Annotated in this window: 14 protein-coding genes and 3 tRNA genes; 3 read left to right on the top strand and 14 right to left on the bottom strand. The window is 37.2% G+C overall.

The window, feature by feature from the left end; genetic code table 11:
- Positions 1 to 57 precede the first annotated feature (57 nt).
- From ftsH to IPM62_01090, 6 genes are all read right to left on the bottom strand, one after another.
- Entirely contained in the window at positions 58 to 1974 is a 1917-nt protein-coding gene (gene ftsH, locus IPM62_01115) for an ATP-dependent zinc metalloprotease FtsH (GenBank protein ID QQS39198.1), read from the bottom strand.
- Positions 1975 to 2075: 101 nt separating this feature from the next.
- Positions 2076 to 2399 (bottom strand): methionine--tRNA ligase subunit beta, encoded by a 324-nt coding sequence (metG, locus tag IPM62_01110; protein QQS39197.1) that lies wholly within the window; start codon positions 2397 to 2399, stop codon positions 2076 to 2078.
- A gap of 42 nt (positions 2400 to 2441) precedes the next feature.
- On the bottom strand, positions 2442 to 3470 hold the full coding sequence (gene trpS, locus IPM62_01105; GenBank protein QQS39196.1) for a tryptophan--tRNA ligase: 1029 nt from the start codon (positions 3468 to 3470) through the stop codon (positions 2442 to 2444).
- A gap of 12 nt (positions 3471 to 3482) precedes the next feature.
- On the bottom strand, positions 3483 to 4067 hold the full coding sequence (locus tag IPM62_01100) for a histidine phosphatase family protein (GenBank protein QQS39195.1): 585 nt from the start codon (positions 4065 to 4067) through the stop codon (positions 3483 to 3485).
- On the bottom strand, positions 4067 to 4954 hold the full coding sequence (locus IPM62_01095; protein QQS39194.1) for a hypothetical protein: 888 nt from the start codon (positions 4952 to 4954) through the stop codon (positions 4067 to 4069). Before IPM62_01095 ends, IPM62_01100 begins: the two co-directional genes overlap by 1 nt.
- Before the next feature lie 540 nt (positions 4955 to 5494).
- Positions 5495 to 5564 (bottom strand) — tRNA-Met (locus tag IPM62_01090).
- Positions 5565 to 5645: 81 nt separating this feature from the next.
- Between IPM62_01090 and IPM62_01085 the strand changes: the two genes are divergently transcribed.
- A tRNA-Met gene (locus IPM62_01085) sits at positions 5646 to 5717 on the top strand.
- 237 nt (positions 5718 to 5954) lie between these two features.
- Here IPM62_01085 and IPM62_01080 read toward each other — a convergent pair.
- Entirely contained in the window at positions 5955 to 6347 is a 393-nt protein-coding gene (locus tag IPM62_01080) for a septum formation initiator family protein (GenBank protein ID QQS39193.1), read from the bottom strand.
- Between the two features lie 348 nt (positions 6348 to 6695).
- Here IPM62_01080 and IPM62_01075 point away from each other — a divergent pair, with 348 nt between their 5' ends.
- Positions 6696 to 7559, top strand: coding sequence for a tyrosine-type recombinase/integrase (locus IPM62_01075; GenBank protein ID QQS39192.1), 864 nt, complete (start codon positions 6696 to 6698; stop codon positions 7557 to 7559).
- Between the two features lie 338 nt (positions 7560 to 7897).
- Positions 7898 to 9700 carry a hypothetical protein gene (locus tag IPM62_01070; protein ID QQS39191.1) on the top strand — a complete coding sequence of 601 codons (1803 nt, stop codon included), beginning with the start codon at positions 7898 to 7900 and terminating at the stop codon, positions 9698 to 9700.
- A 57-nt stretch (positions 9701 to 9757) separates the two neighbouring features.
- Here IPM62_01070 and IPM62_01065 read toward each other — a convergent pair whose 3' ends face one another.
- The 7 genes from IPM62_01065 to IPM62_01035 all read right to left on the bottom strand — a co-directional run bounded on the left by IPM62_01065 (position 9758) and on the right by IPM62_01035 (position 14365).
- On the bottom strand, positions 9758 to 10306 hold the full coding sequence (locus IPM62_01065; protein QQS39190.1) for a non-canonical purine NTP pyrophosphatase: 549 nt from the start codon (positions 10304 to 10306) through the stop codon (positions 9758 to 9760).
- Positions 10307 to 10325: 19 nt separating this feature from the next.
- On the bottom strand, positions 10326 to 10916 hold the full coding sequence (locus IPM62_01060; protein ID QQS39189.1) for a PH domain-containing protein: 591 nt from the start codon (positions 10914 to 10916) through the stop codon (positions 10326 to 10328).
- A gap of 5 nt (positions 10917 to 10921) precedes the next feature.
- Complete coding sequence (locus IPM62_01055) at positions 10922 to 11470, bottom strand: PH domain-containing protein (protein QQS39188.1); 549 nt, start codon at positions 11468 to 11470, stop codon at positions 10922 to 10924.
- 69 nt (positions 11471 to 11539) lie between these two features.
- Positions 11540 to 12358, bottom strand: a complete 819-nt coding sequence (locus tag IPM62_01050; GenBank protein QQS39187.1) for a YdcF family protein — start codon at positions 12356 to 12358, stop codon at positions 11540 to 11542.
- Positions 12355 to 13173, bottom strand: coding sequence for a hypothetical protein (locus IPM62_01045; protein ID QQS39186.1), 819 nt, complete (start codon positions 13171 to 13173; stop codon positions 12355 to 12357). The genes IPM62_01050 and IPM62_01045 overlap by 4 nt, the downstream gene beginning before the upstream one ends.
- 192 nt (positions 13174 to 13365) lie before the next feature.
- A tRNA-Ile gene (locus IPM62_01040) sits at positions 13366 to 13438 on the bottom strand.
- Positions 13439 to 13522: 84 nt separating this feature from the next.
- Positions 13523 to 14365 carry a UDP-glucose/GDP-mannose dehydrogenase family protein gene (locus IPM62_01035; protein ID QQS39185.1) on the bottom strand — a complete coding sequence of 281 codons (843 nt, stop codon included), beginning with the start codon at positions 14363 to 14365 and terminating at the stop codon, positions 13523 to 13525.
- Positions 14366 to 14480: the final 115 nt, after the last annotated feature.

Here is a 14480-nt window from a genome sequence, read left to right as displayed (position 1 = left end):
AGAAGTGAATGAAGAATAATTCACGCTCTTTTTTATTTACCTCATTTCTCACTTAACTTACTTTCCTTCTTTCTTCTTCCCCACAATTTTCTCAAAATCATCTCTGTCTAAGGTTTCTTTTTTAAGTAGTTCCAAAGCAACCAGATCAAGGTCTTTTTTGTATTTTTTAAGCAAAGCTTGGGCGCTTTTATATCCTTCTGTCATTAACTTGTTAATTTCAGAGTCAATCTTTTCTTTCATTGCAGGAGAAAGTGTTTCCCCTTCCATCCAACTAGGCATACTCATATCACTTCTTGATGAAAAATCAATCGGCCCAAGAGCGCTCATCCCATACTCAACTACCATGGCACGAGCAAGACCTGTTGCCATTTGAATGTCATTAGATGCCCCAGAGGTCATCTCGTTGAAAATTAATTCCTCTGCGGCACGCCCTCCAAGCATGGCAACAATTTGTTCGAGCATGTGAGATCTGGTTTCATGAGAACGATCCGCTACAGGTGGAATAAGCGTATGCCCCAAACTCATACCGCGCGCAACAATCGAGATGCGATGAACCGGATCCATTTTCGCTAAATAGTGAGTAGCAATAGCATGTCCCGCTTCATGATATGCCGTAATTTTTTTATCTTCCTCAGACTGGAGCTTTCTTTTGGCTGGTCCAAGTTTTACTTTAGTTGCCGCCTCTTCAATATCTTCCATAATAATTTCATTTTTGTTCTGACCTGCCGCATGGATCGCTGCCTCGTTTAACATATTCTCAAGATCAGCCCCGGAAAAACCAACTGTGCGGTCAGCAACCCGTTTCCAATCAATATTTGTTCCAAATTTTTTACCTCTGGCGTGTATTTTTAATATTCCCTCTCTTCCTTCTCTATCGGGCATATCAAGAGTAACCCTGCGATCAAATCTACCAGGGCGCAAAAGTGCGGGATCCAAAAGATCGCCTCGGTTTGTTGCGGCAATAACAATTACATTGTCATTTGGAGTAAAGCCATCCATTTCAACTAATATTTGATTTAAAGTCTGCTCTCTTTCGTCATGCCCACCCATGATTCCGCGACCTCTTTGCCTTCCGATTGCATCAATTTCGTCGATAAAGATAATTGATGGTGCACTGGTTTTGGCTTGAACAAATAAATCTCTAACCCTACTTGCACCGACGCCAACAAGCATTTCCATAAATTCAGACCCCGCCATAGAGAAGAACGGTACTCCCGCCTCACCGGCAACCGCTCTTGCTAAAAGTGTTTTACCAACTCCGGCAGGACCAAAAAGCAAAACTCCTTTGGGAGTGCGCGCACCAATTTTGCGATACTTTGCAGGATTTTTCAAAAAGTCGACAATTTCAACTAATTCGTTTTTCGCATCATCAATTCCGGCCACATCCCCAAAATTAACATTTTGCTTACCCTTGGCGAAAAGTTTCGCCCTGCTTTTACCAAAGGAAAATACATCCTGTGCGCCCTTGGATTGGGAACGAATGATAAAAAAGAAAAATGCTGCCATTAATCCCAAAGGCAGTAAAATACTTAATATCTCACCAAATGCTTTACTAAACGACTGATCAACTACTGAATATTTAATTGAACTTGGATCTATATTTGCCTTATCTAAAAGACCTGCAAGTGTATCACCGTCTTCTTTTGTAGTGGTTTTTTTAGTATCGTCATTGTACGTAAGTACTAGGTTTGCATTTTGGACAACCGTTTCTTTGACCTTACCTTCTTTAATATCAGAAAGCGCTTGGGAGACATCGATTGTTTGGTTCAAACTTCCAATACTCAGAAGCGACAGGAAAAAAGGTAGGAAAAAAATAAATAAAAATATAATGATGACAATTTTCCAAAGAGTGAGTTTGAAACGAAGTTCAACGCGTTTTTTATCACCGGAACGTCCTGTACCATCTTTTCTTTTGATATCAACGATTGAAAGTTTTCCGACGTTGATTTTTCTTAATTTTTTTATCGCTGCCATTTTATATACGTAGGAATTATACCAGAAAATTAGCAGTTTAACCGAGCCAAATTTGACAATGGTATTGACCAAAAGACGCTTAGTTTTCGCGCTATAAGTATTTACTTGATTTTTACCCCCGGACTAACTTCCTTGATGGGTCGAATGACTACAGCCTCATCGCCACCTGCAGCAAGAAGCATACCCTGACTCTCAACACCCTTCAACATTCTTGGCTCAAGATTTGCAAGATACACAATTTGCTTACCCACCAAATCCTCCGGTTTATACCATGCTTTAATTCCTGCCGCGATAGTTCTTTCCCCAAGATCTCCTGCGTCTAGTGTGAGCTTCAGCAATTTATCCGCACCGTCAATCTCCTCAACTTGCAGTATAGTTGCTATTCTTATATCGAGTTTCTGGAAATCTTCGTAGGTTATGTCCATATTATTTAAAAACAAAAACTAACAATCTCTAGCTTGCGCTTTCTAAAGTCCCATTTTTTCTTTTACTTCTTTTATTGTTGTTTCAGCAATTGCTCGAGCGTTTTTGGCTCCTTCTCTAGTCACTTCCTCTATAAATCTTGGTTTTGATTCCAACTCTTTGCGTTTTTCTTGAACTGGGAGTATTTCTTTATAAATTGCATCAGCTAATTTATTTTTCATATCCCCATAACGAATACCGGATAATTGATATTGAGTTTCGTATTCTGCTCGGCATTTTTCGCTTTCGAAAAGTTCAACATATTTCATCAACGAGGAAACACCGATTGATTCATTTCCCGCTTCACTTATATATTTTTTAATCTCACCTTCCATCTTTATTTCTCCTTTTCCTGAATCTGTTGGAATTCCTGCCAATCTTTTCTTGATTGTAGAAAGATCATCGGTTAGTGCGATATAGCTTCCTTCAACAGATTTGCTCATCTTCCCTAACCCAATAAGACTTGGTATATATTCTCCACCTTTAATGGTAAATCTTTTCGGCTCTGGAAAGTCCATTCCGTATTGATCGTTCATTTTACGAGCAATTTCCCGAGCTACTTCCAAGTGCGGTTCTTGGTCAACTCCAACTGGAACCTCACATGCTTTATAAATTAAAATATCTGCAGCCATAAGAACTGGATAATTGAGAAGGGCCATTGTTGCACTCTCCGGATATTGTTTAACTTTTTCTTTGAAAGTCGGTAAGTGTTGCATACGAGCAATAGTTACAAAGGACGACAAATAAAAAGCAAGTTGGGTATGGAGATCGGCCAAATCACTTTGAATAAAAATTGTAGATTTTTCCGGATCAAGTCCAACAGAAAGATAATCTAAAATTACGCTTTTTGTACTTTCTTTTAACTCTCTGGATTTAAATGGGGTTGTAATTCCATGAAGATTTGCGACCATATAAAGAGTTTCGTGATTTTCGTCTTCTTGTAGTGCCACCATTCCCTTTGCTCCACCATAATAATTCCCCAAGTGGAGTTTTCCTGAAGCTCTCATTCCCGCTAATACCCGTTTTTTATTCATGGCTATACTTTATCATAATCTGAAATCAAAACCCTCACCAAATTCATATAATTTATTTTCAAAATTAATTATATTTTCAAAATCATTATTTTGAAAAAAATTAAAGTTGCCATATTTCAAATATAATTCAAACAACTTCATGTAAAAGCTGTGACTAATTAAAAGATAATTGCCCTCAGGTAATTTATTTAATTTATCAATAGTATTTATTATCCGACTTTTAATATCCGCTTGCTTCTCATTTAATCTATCCTCTATAAGCAGTTTGAAAAACCTTTCTCTTACTATGATGCTACCGTACTTTTCAAAATCGCGACGTCCAACTAGCAGTGGTAACTCGAAAAGTATTTCATTTAACTCTGATAATCTTTCGATTTCCAAATTATTACCATAATATGCGTTAGCTGATTCTATCGCTCTTTTTAGTTCCGAACAGAAAATGATGCTTATATTTTCTGGGGTTTTAAGTTCGTTCTCAAATATTATGCCCGGATCCTCCTCTCTTAAAGTTATTTTGCAATAACCTTCATATCTCGAGTACTTGCCATTCACAGTCGGGTCATATGGAAATATTTTCCTAACAAATATATTTTTCATTAATAAACCTCCCTTTCCATCTTTAAAATCGGTATGGGTAATTGTTGCCCAACAATATCACCATTTAATCTATATTTATTTCTCTGGTTATACATTGAAATATTTCTTGTTGGATGATTTATAATTACCGGATATTTAGCTTCTTCACCAATAAGTCTACCCAGCGTCAAATATTGCGCCATTGTGCGCATTGTTCTAACCGCTAAAAATTCTGCCTTCTGATCACTATCCATATCTTTTAATAAATGGCCGTACATTTTTCCGTACAATTTCCTTCTTGCAATGACATCATCATCAACCTTTGCAATAAAATCTGGTTCTGACCCATATAAGTTAGTCAAAACATCCATATACTTTCCTTGATATTCCAAGAATCTTTCTTTTCCAAATTCTTGAAAAAAACTACTTGCATTGATATTTCGAGAAACATTAGAAAGGGCGGCATCTAACTGAAGTAGTGATTTTGTTTCCTCAACCGACTGATGACACCTTTTGACAAATTCATCCTGATTTCCATTTGTGAATCTTTCGCAAAAAACTGTATCCTCTGCTTCAACATCAGCAACCATAATTGTATAAGTAAACGGGATATCATGATCACGTAATGCTTCCAGCATACTCACTTCGTATGTTAAATGCATTTTCGTCAATAGTGGAACACCTTCACCAATACCCTCATGCGTATATTTTCCACCATCGTGTGAATAATCAGGGCAACTTCCTACGTATATTTTAAGGGGTTCGTCATGTGTGACATTCATTAAATGCCTACCAAGCAACCGTTGCTGCTTCTTTCCCTCTGGCATACTTACTCCATTAATTTTTTCTAAATCTGCAAGAATTGCTTGCACATTATTCTTGTCTACGCCAAAGTAACCCCTGCCCATTTTGTGAGTCAGGGGTTCCTTCCTTTAAGTATTGCTGTCTATCTTTCATAATTTATATTTGTTAACCAATAAAAAAGCCCTTGCAAAAACAATAGTCCGATGGACTATTATTCTTACAAGGGCCATCTAATCGCTAATAGCAGACAGCTAAAAGCTATTGTGGCGGTGCCACCTTGCTTCGTCGATCCAATAAAAAACTCATCCGATAGATGAGTTATACAAATGGATAAACCTTATTGTACAAGCTCCACTTTCGCGACACTTGTTGCATGCTTTACAGTTTCGCCTCTGTACCAGACATTCTTTCAACGTAGCTCAAGATAGCCTGATCTGCTTTCGAGGAAATCCCAACCGAAATCCTCATTGCATTTGTTAATGAAAGTATTTTACAAATTAACCATCCATTAGTCAAATCATCAACACTTACTCCAGTTCTTAATTACAGAATTGGAGAGGATGAATCAAGTATTAATCAAGATGAAGCGGCAAACTTATTTCCGACATATTACAGGATAAAGCAGAGCTTGAACTTACACTGTGTTGCGGGGCTAGGAGTTGAACCTAGTCTGCGAGATTATGAGCCTCGCGTGCAGCCGTACACTACCCCGCACGTAATTGAAAGCTCATTATAACCGTTAATTGAGATTGCTACAAGGCTATTGTAGAATAGGGTTTGCCAGATTAGATAAATGCCAGCGTAGCTCAGGGGTAGAGCAACGGATTCATAAACCGTCGGTCGGAGGTTCAATTCCTCCCGCTGGCACATCGTTTCCTCAATATATAATCTACTTAATCAAAGAAAACTTGAAGCTTCGCTTGGTCGTCGGAGAATGTGACACCATGTGTAGCAATTCCTCCCGCTGGCACATCGTTTACTTTAGATAAAATCTGCTTAACCAATCAGGTCTTGAAGCTTCGCTTGGTCGTCGGAGAATGTGACAATCCCCTCCACTTATTGTGGTGTATTGCGACAAACATTTTGGAACAAGTCTCTTTCATTCTATATAAACAGTTTCAGCCACTTTTTCCATGTCGGATCTGGAAGCTCATCCTTCTCCCGATGAAGCTTTGGGGCAAGTTTACGCAACACATCGTCTTCCGGCAGTACCATTACCGCCTCGCCTTCTTTGGCTAGACCTAAATTATTTCTCAACTGTTGCTCTACGTAAAATTCGCTTTCTGCCGCAATCACCTTACGCTCCAATTCTCGTTTTTGAATTTCTAATTCATTAACCTCTTTTTGGGTCTCGATTATTTTTTCTCCGGCTTTCTTTGTTGTTAAGACACTCCGAGTCAAAGACAGAATAAACAGCAAAAATACCACAATAAATACGATTTTTACATAATCCTTTAGTTTTTTATAAATTGGGTTTAATAAGCGTGTAATATCCATAACCCTCGCACTTTCATTAACTACTTTTACAAAAATTATATTTACTATCCATCCGCAAGGTTTTACATATACATCCTTTTTTTAGCCTCATTTTGCGACCTTACCAATACCTACACAAAACCGACAATCATTAGTCCGAACCGCTCCACCAGATGTTTAAATAACGACATGTAGTCTTATAGACATATACAAACATCATATTATATATATCAAAATATGTCTTATAATATGTTGACCAATGTAAAATAGGTGTGTTATCATACCATATACGCTTATGAAATAGCTGTTAAAAGCGTTAATTATTTACTTAAGATACACAAACTAAATTACGAATTTAATCAGTCTATTATGACACAACAATCTATAAAAAGTTTACTCCCCACTTTTATACAACATCTCGAAGAAAAAGGTCGATCGCCATCAACAATCCTTGCATACCGAGCGGACCTTGAGCAGTTGTTGGTTTACCTTACTAATAAAGTAAAGGCAACCCCCGAACAAGTAAAAACCGAGGATATCGAAGGTTTTAGAGATAGTTTGTCAAACGAAAAATACACCCCAAAGTCAGTTTCCAGAAAGCTTAACGCCGTAAAAACATTTTTTAGGTGGATGATTCTTGAAAAACATGCCACTTTTGATCCTTCGGACAATGTTTCTCATCCCAAAATAGCTCCCTCGGTACCCAAGTTTTTATCGCCGCTTGAATACAGAGCCTTACGCGATGTAGTGAGAGACGATGCTAGGATTACTGCCATTGTTGAACTCATTTTACAAACCGGAATGCGCATCTCAGAAGTAGCCAACCTCAAACAAAAAAATCTTAACGGCCAAGAGCTTACAATCGAAAGTTACGCCACTCAGCCACAGAGAATTATTACTTTAAATAAACCTGCAAAAGACGCACTCGATAAATACAATCTTATTAGACCCAAAACCGAATCCCAATATTTGTTTGTCAGTAAAAACGGTAAACCACTGGCAGTTAGAAATATCAGAGCGGCAATAGACCGATACCTTCAAAAGGCTGAAATTTCCGATTATTCCGTCAATGATCTAAGAACAACATTTATCGTCGAAAATCTGAAAGCGGGAGTGGACCTCATCCTCTTATCTCAAGTTGTCGGACACAAAAGACTTTCGACTACAGAGCGCTATCTGGAACTTGCTGGTGTAAAAGAACCCGGCAAAAAACAAGTGCTAGAAGAGCTTTAGATTTTTTTACTCGCTAGTGTTACCAACTTCTTAGTTTTCCACAACAAGACCAGAACGATTGTGACACTAAAACATGTAAATCTTCCTCAAGTTCGAGTCAAGGTGAACTTAGTTTAAACTTTGTTACTACAGTATCAGTCGATAACCCATTTGCCACACGAGCGCAAAGTACCGAGCCGGACTAAATCTTCCACAAGAACAAAAGGCACAAATTAAACCAGTAATGATTGTGAAAGCTTAATAAATAAAGGCATCACCAAGCGTTGTGTCCAATACCTCACAACCAACGTTTGTGTTCACGTATAGTTTATTGAGTGAAATACTTGTACAATTATTTCATGGATGACACCAAACCAACGCTCGATAAAACTCCCGAATGGAATCCAAATAACTTACCTCAAGCCGATCCGGATATATCGCAATCCACAGATCAAACCACAGCCCCCACTGAAATGAATTTACCCAATATGGAATTAGCTCAAGATATGCCGGCAAATCCTCAAGGTAACATTATTGATAACTACCCTGTCCCCGAATCACCGATGACTGACGTGAGCCAATTTGCCACAGAACCATCTATAACTGAGCCCATGGTAACAACAACTACCCAAATGACAGAGGAACCGATAAAGAAACGTGGATCAAAAGTTAGATTATTTGCATTTATCGTGCTTGTAATTATTTTAAGCGTTTGCTTGCTTCTCGGATCAGGTGTCATGGTTGCTTATGGCAAAATTCCACTGTCTGACAAAAATATTCAAAAAACTATACAAAATATTGTATTCAAACTTCCTTTCATGCCCAAAACTCCTGAGTGGGTACTAATGTCATCGATAAAAGCACACGAATCGGTATCAAGTGCATATCTAAATGCATCTGTCGCAATTGATTCAGATGCTATGAAAAACATTCCCGACTTTCTTGGAATATCTTCATATGACATGTCGGTCACGGGACCGATCGATTTAACAGACGAGAAGAATCCAACAGCCGACCTTAACATTAAAATTATGAACCAATTTGATATGGACATTAAGTCACTTGACAAGTCGTTTTACTTCAAAGTAAACACCTTTCCGCTTGCTCTAACCGCAATGCTCGGCATGGGTGTCAACGCTCCGGATTTTTCAACCCTACTAAATACCTGGGTAAAATACGATACCTCATCTGAAACACAAGCGAGAAAAAGTTTGGATAGCCAAAACGAAAACAAAAATACCTATTTTGATTCCAAATATTCAAAAACGATTGAAAAATTACTAACCGATAAAATCCTTCCTCTTGCGAAAATGTCAAACGAACAAATTGAAGGATCAAATACACATAAAATTGTATTTGACATTCCAGGAAACATACTTGATGACATATCAAGAGAGCTTGAAAGCGAAAGTGAAAAACCGGAAGCCATATATGCATATGTTCCTCCCAAACCATCTGAGATGATTAAAAAATTATCGGTAACTTTTTGGATCGACACAAAATCATACTATATGAAAAAAGGTGAAGTACAGCTAACTTACAAATCTCCAGTCGACAGTACGGCTTCATCTACAATCTTGGATGACTTTTACAAAGACAGTGATACGGGGTCAGAAATTGAACTATTAGCAACCGTAGAAATGTCAAGATTTGGTGAAAAATTCACCATTGATACTCCCGAAAACGCAATCACAGCGGAAGAATTTATAGCAAGGATTACTAACTTACTCGGTGGTTCTTCGGGCATAAATCCATTAATGTCGGCTGAATTCTCCGAAGCTCAAGCCAGGGTTCAATCGGTTACATTGTTTGCCAGTATTTATCATGCCGATAATAATCGATATCCTTCAAACTTGCAGGAATTGTCACAAAGCCAATTCAGTAATTCAGCTTTTCTTACAGAATTGGAAGGCAGTAAAATTAAATTGGTAAGTAATGTAGTAGGTGATACGATGATCGTTTATTCGACTATTACAGATCCATCGAATACGACTAACCCGTACTACGTCATTAGCGTAACGGACGAAACCAGTGAACAAAGGCAAAACATGACAGCTGGTGAATTGAATAGTTTACTTGACGGTCTTGGTGCACAACCTGATTCGGAACTTACAACTTACAGGGATACAATAATACCTCCAAGTGACGCTCCTTCAATATGACGGAATCGTTGTTCTAATAAAATTGTATATTTATTTGTTTATTCGGAGTATTACTAATCAAGGTAGATTGTTTTTGTCTAAATACTTTTTTAATTTCATGAGCGCGATTCCCCTTGGATAAATTTTATTTTTTTCTTCAATCGTAAGTTCGGCGAGGGTTTTTCCTAAAGTTGGAATTTCAAAGATTTTGTCAAAACCAAAACCATTCTCTCCCCTTTCATCCACGACCTTTCCCTCAATGGTGTCTTCAAAATAGATTATTTCCTCTTTACTTTTTGCATAGCCGATTGTAACAAGTACTCTCACTTGCAAATTATTATTATTTTTGGCAATTTTCACCAAGCCCTCATTGCCAATCGTTTTCAAAAACCATTTGATTAATGGGCCGGGTAGACCATTTAAACACTCAAGGTAAAAAGCTACATCATCGACGATTAATTCTCCACTTGTTACGTTGTAAGCAGCTTCCAATTTGGCTTTAATTATTTCTTTGGGATCAAGACTCTGGATCTCGGGAAGGTCAATATCTTTTTGTTCCAAATCATACTTCCCCAATATAGCTTTCGCTTCTTCAAACTTACCCTTGTTGCCTGTTACAAAATACATTTGATTTAAATTGATAATTCTATAATCCCGATTGACTGTCTTCAATCGAATTGTTTTTCATTTTCTGTAAAATTAATTCTTTTAACATTTCGGCGTCCGATTTCATTAATCCGGGTATACTAATTTTGTTTCCCGAATATCCAACAGTTTCAACTTTCTCTTGCTGTCTGGAGTCTGTAAATATACCAAAAAATTTTTTTTGTTGCGGTATTTGCATCGCACCGGCACCGGAAGATGCGTTTTCAACCGATAACAATGCCAGGCCCAAAATCCGGTCAAGTAAATCCTGTTTTATAATTACATTCTGAATCACACCGTAAGGAACATGTCTTTGTTGTTTTGATAATATTCCCTGGTGCAGGGTAAAATAATTTTCGTCTAATAAATAATGGAATGTAGCTCTTTTCAGAATTGCAATAAATAATTGCGCGACTACCATACCAACAATCAACATAATATAAATTACATATTCAGTGTTTAAGCTTTGTCCGTAATAAGAAAAATACATAAATGGTCCCAAAAAAACCAAACTAATAGAAGCTCTAATTGCCGACTTGAAAATCCACTTGACACGAACCGGGTAATCTTTTTCGGTAACAATATTATTCATCGTATTTATGCAGCTTTGAGGTTTGTCGCCAGAGGTGTAGCTCTATTTTTACTTATCCTCTGCTTTACTGTCTCAAGCAAGGTAGCTCTTAGCCCTTCTGCCGATTGTTTCTCTACTCCGTCAATATGAGCTTCTACGCCTGAAGATATGGTTGCACTAGACACATGAATATCATATATGCCAAAAATCCTGTCAAGAATATCCTGATCCACATAAACATCTTGGATTCTTTCATAAGGCAATGTAATTTCGCGAGGGGTTATCGGTCCTTTTTTAATTTGAATATAATCATCTGCCAAGTCATAAAAATAAAAGTAATAATACCAACGCTGATAAAGAAAACTTATTAGGACAATTAATAGTAAAAAGGTAAAAATTACTAAACTGAAAGTCATGATCCAATTTTCAATATTACCCGATGATCCCAATATGGCCACCAAAGTACCCCATAGAATCAGAGTAAATATCACCCAACCAAGGATATTTGACAAGGTTTTTTTGTAAACCTTTTTATAACTTAAGGGGAATTTTTCTCTGGTAGCACTTGCAGACATTTGCATACTAAATGAATTATCAATCAAAAATTATCACAATGCAATTAGTTAAAACTGTGGTTTGATTATCTAGGTGGTATCAATCATTGATGCCATTTTCATCTTCAAAAACTCACCCGCAATAACTTTAATTCCAGTTTCATTTTTGTACCAATTTCCTTTTGCGAGCGGACGATCAGAAGGTATGTCCGAGTTGACACGAACAATTTTAATATCTTCTGTGTACTTCATTAAATGGCACCAGGCTCTTCTTTGTCCAAACCAGGCAACCATCGTCATTATTGACTTAAAATTCATATTCTTTTCTTTGAATAAAAGAAGACTATGCCTGACATTACTGGCAAGTGTAACCGAAGTATCCTCTGTCAGAATTAGGTCTTCCGGCACTCCAAGTTCAATTGCTTTTTCCCTGAAAATTTCACATTCAGGTTTTTGGGAAGGCGCATCCATACGACTTCGGCCTGACATACAAAAATATTGAAAGTAACCCTTTTCCCATAGCCTAAATGCCTTGTCTACCTTCCCCAAGTCTTTGCTTCCAAAAACAATAATTACGTCAGTTTTTTCAAGTTTATCTTCTTTTCCTAAATAGTTTTCAATATTTGTTAGCGTGTTAACCAAATCGCCATCACGATTTAACTGATGCAAGGTTTTGTCAACTATTTCGCTTACAAGCTCACTTCCTACTTCATACATTTTTTTCCATGAAGTTAGACTCAAAAAAGAAGTACTGACGCCAATTATTGTTAACCAATTTTCGAACAAGGTAAATTCCGGGTAAGTAATATTTTTTTTGCTTTTTGGAACAGGATATTTCTTCTCCATCATCAATATCTTGTTGATGGTCGAAAAAGAAGGTAGATTGCTAAAATGTTTCCGTTGTGTCATAAACCAGGTTCAAGAGAACCTATATCACCTATATTCTCAACTTTCTTACTTTCACTTTTTACAAGGACTGCATAATAGCCAAAAAATTTATCAGGTACTTCAAACATAAAGATTATACATGTGTAAATTCCGGGTGGTACTTTCATCTTGATTCCATCGGAAAATTCGCAGAATTTTACCACGCCAGATGTAACGGATAATAAAAACTCCTGCGAACTTCCTGAGCAATACAAATATTCTTTTTCACTAAGAGTCGGAGCACTGCCATCCACTAAGCGAATTTGTAGGCCGATATTTCCATCACCTCCTGTACCAAATGTCGCACACTTGCCTTGATGAAAATAATCGTTTGTGATTTTATTAAAGGTTGTATAATCACTTTCTTTTGTAATTTCTTCTGTTAATTCCCCTACGTATTTTTCGTCTCCCAGAAATAGCGTTCCCCCTTCGACAAATTCATCTCCTGTGACTTTATTAATTACTTTTATATCTAAACCGTCAAGACTATTTAATTCGGCAATAATTTTTACAAGAAGCATGTTGTGAGATAAGTGATATGAGTGCTTTGAAAGTAGTTTTTTATAATATAGAAGTTGATCACGGCTTCTTGCCCCTCTTTTGTAAGCCTGGGTCAAAAGATAAATACCATGCATAAGTGGAGACGGTTTTTTTCTTTTCTTTTCCTGTGGTTTATCTTTATTGCTTTCATGAAGATCTGCATAATATTTTGCAAGCAAAAATATATCGTCAGGTGTTACAGACTTTTTGTTACGATAAAACTTCCTTTCGATTTCTTTAGCTGTATTTTCATCCATAATTTTTTTGTCCAAATTTTACGTACGCATAGTTAACCATTATTAAGCCATATTCAATCTGGTGGCCCAGGATGGGATCACTACACCAATGTGTCAAACTCTCCATCGACTTCCATTTTATGGCGAGCAAAACTCGACACGTCAAAGCTTCGCTTTGTCACAAGAATGGCTCAGGGTCTAATTTGCTTACTGTGGCCCAGGATGGGATCGAACCATCGACTTCCATTTTATAAGAATGGCACTCTGACCGCTGAGTTACTGGGCCTAATTTATTTTAATCGCGAGCTGACTTGACAATTTGATACGAACCTTAGGCAATTATACTAGAAGAAATTGAAGCTTACTATATTTATTTGATTTTACTAACGGCACCTTTGATGACTTCCCAATCCCTAAATTTTCTTATTTTTAAATTCTTTTTCCACGCCGCATCTAGAACCGATAAATCAACCTTTAATTTCTTTGCAAGAGAAAGTAATGCCATTGTATCTTTGGGAAAACATTTTCCTCCGAAACCACCAAATGGGCTTACTCCAAAGAAACTTTTTGTAATCCTAGGGTCGGCGGTCACCATTTCCTTGACACTGTTATAATTAACTCCCAATTTCTCTGCCAATTCCGCCATTTCATTTGCAAATATTACTTTTGTCGCCATAAAAGTATTTGCCATGTATTTAGCGAGTTCTGCTGTGGTTGGATCGGTTATAAATATCGGGATGTCATAGCCATAAAGATCTCTATGTAGTATTGCCACTTTATTAGCGCTATCTTCATTTAACGATCCGATTACAACTCTGGAAGGGTTCAAAAAATCCCATGGCGCATTTATTTCCGTCAAGAATTCAGGGTTCATCGCAAACTCCACATCTTTATATTTTCTAGAAAATCCGGCTGTTGTACCGGGAATTACAGTTGACTTTATAATTACAATTTTATTTGTGCCCTTGGCATATTCTGCTATGTTTTTAACAACACTATTAACAACGGAAAGATCAATTCCACTCTCATCGTCATATACAGGGGTCGGAACGCAAACAAAAATAAACTCACTTTTTTCTACAACTTGACCTAATGTATATGGAGATTTTTTGTATTCATCAAACCAATAGATTCGATTTCCCTTTTTTGTTGCAAAACCATTACCGGCAGCTTGCCCAACTACACCCCAGCCAATAATGCCAATGTCTGCCATATTCAAGTAATAGTTTACTCTACTTTGTCAAATTTAACCTATGATAAAAACAACAAAAATGTTGGATGTTAACCTCATCTTTCAAAATTTAACGAATAGGGCTAACTTAATTATC

It is taken from the genome of Candidatus Woesebacteria bacterium, from assembly GCA_016700095.1.
Taxonomy (GTDB): Bacteria; Patescibacteriota; Microgenomatia; order UBA8517; family UBA8517.
The sequence above is the reverse complement of the archived record's forward strand: the minus strand, read 5'-3'. Positions and strand labels throughout refer to the sequence as shown.

Bases quoted from the DNA above. Each gene is read 5' to 3' on its own strand.
- ftsH (QQS39198.1), bottom strand. From the start codon at position 1,974: ATGGCAGCGATAAAAAAATTAAGAAAAATCAACGTCGGAAAACTTTCA.
- metG (QQS39197.1), bottom strand. From the start codon at position 2,399: ATGGACATAACCTACGAAGATTTCCAGAAACTCGATATAAGAATAGCA.
- trpS (QQS39196.1), bottom strand. From the start codon at position 3,470: ATGAATAAAAAACGGGTATTAGCGGGAATGAGAGCTTCAGGAAAACTC.
- IPM62_01100 (QQS39195.1), bottom strand. From the start codon at position 4,067: ATGAAAAATATATTTGTTAGGAAAATATTTCCATATGACCCGACTGTG.
- IPM62_01095 (QQS39194.1), bottom strand. From the start codon at position 4,954: ATGGGCAGGGGTTACTTTGGCGTAGACAAGAATAATGTGCAAGCAATT.
- IPM62_01080 (QQS39193.1), bottom strand. From the start codon at position 6,347: ATGGATATTACACGCTTATTAAACCCAATTTATAAAAAACTAAAGGAT.
- IPM62_01075 (QQS39192.1), top strand. From the start codon at position 6,696: ATGACACAACAATCTATAAAAAGTTTACTCCCCACTTTTATACAACAT.
- IPM62_01070 (QQS39191.1), top strand. From the start codon at position 7,898: ATGGATGACACCAAACCAACGCTCGATAAAACTCCCGAATGGAATCCA.
- IPM62_01065 (QQS39190.1), bottom strand. From the start codon at position 10,306: ATGTATTTTGTAACAGGCAACAAGGGTAAGTTTGAAGAAGCGAAAGCT.
- IPM62_01060 (QQS39189.1), bottom strand. From the start codon at position 10,916: ATGAATAATATTGTTACCGAAAAAGATTACCCGGTTCGTGTCAAGTGG.
- IPM62_01055 (QQS39188.1), bottom strand. From the start codon at position 11,470: ATGTCTGCAAGTGCTACCAGAGAAAAATTCCCCTTAAGTTATAAAAAG.
- IPM62_01050 (QQS39187.1), bottom strand. From the start codon at position 12,358: ATGACACAACGGAAACATTTTAGCAATCTACCTTCTTTTTCGACCATC.
- IPM62_01045 (QQS39186.1), bottom strand. From the start codon at position 13,173: ATGGATGAAAATACAGCTAAAGAAATCGAAAGGAAGTTTTATCGTAAC.
- IPM62_01035 (QQS39185.1), bottom strand. From the start codon at position 14,365: ATGGCAGACATTGGCATTATTGGCTGGGGTGTAGTTGGGCAAGCTGCC.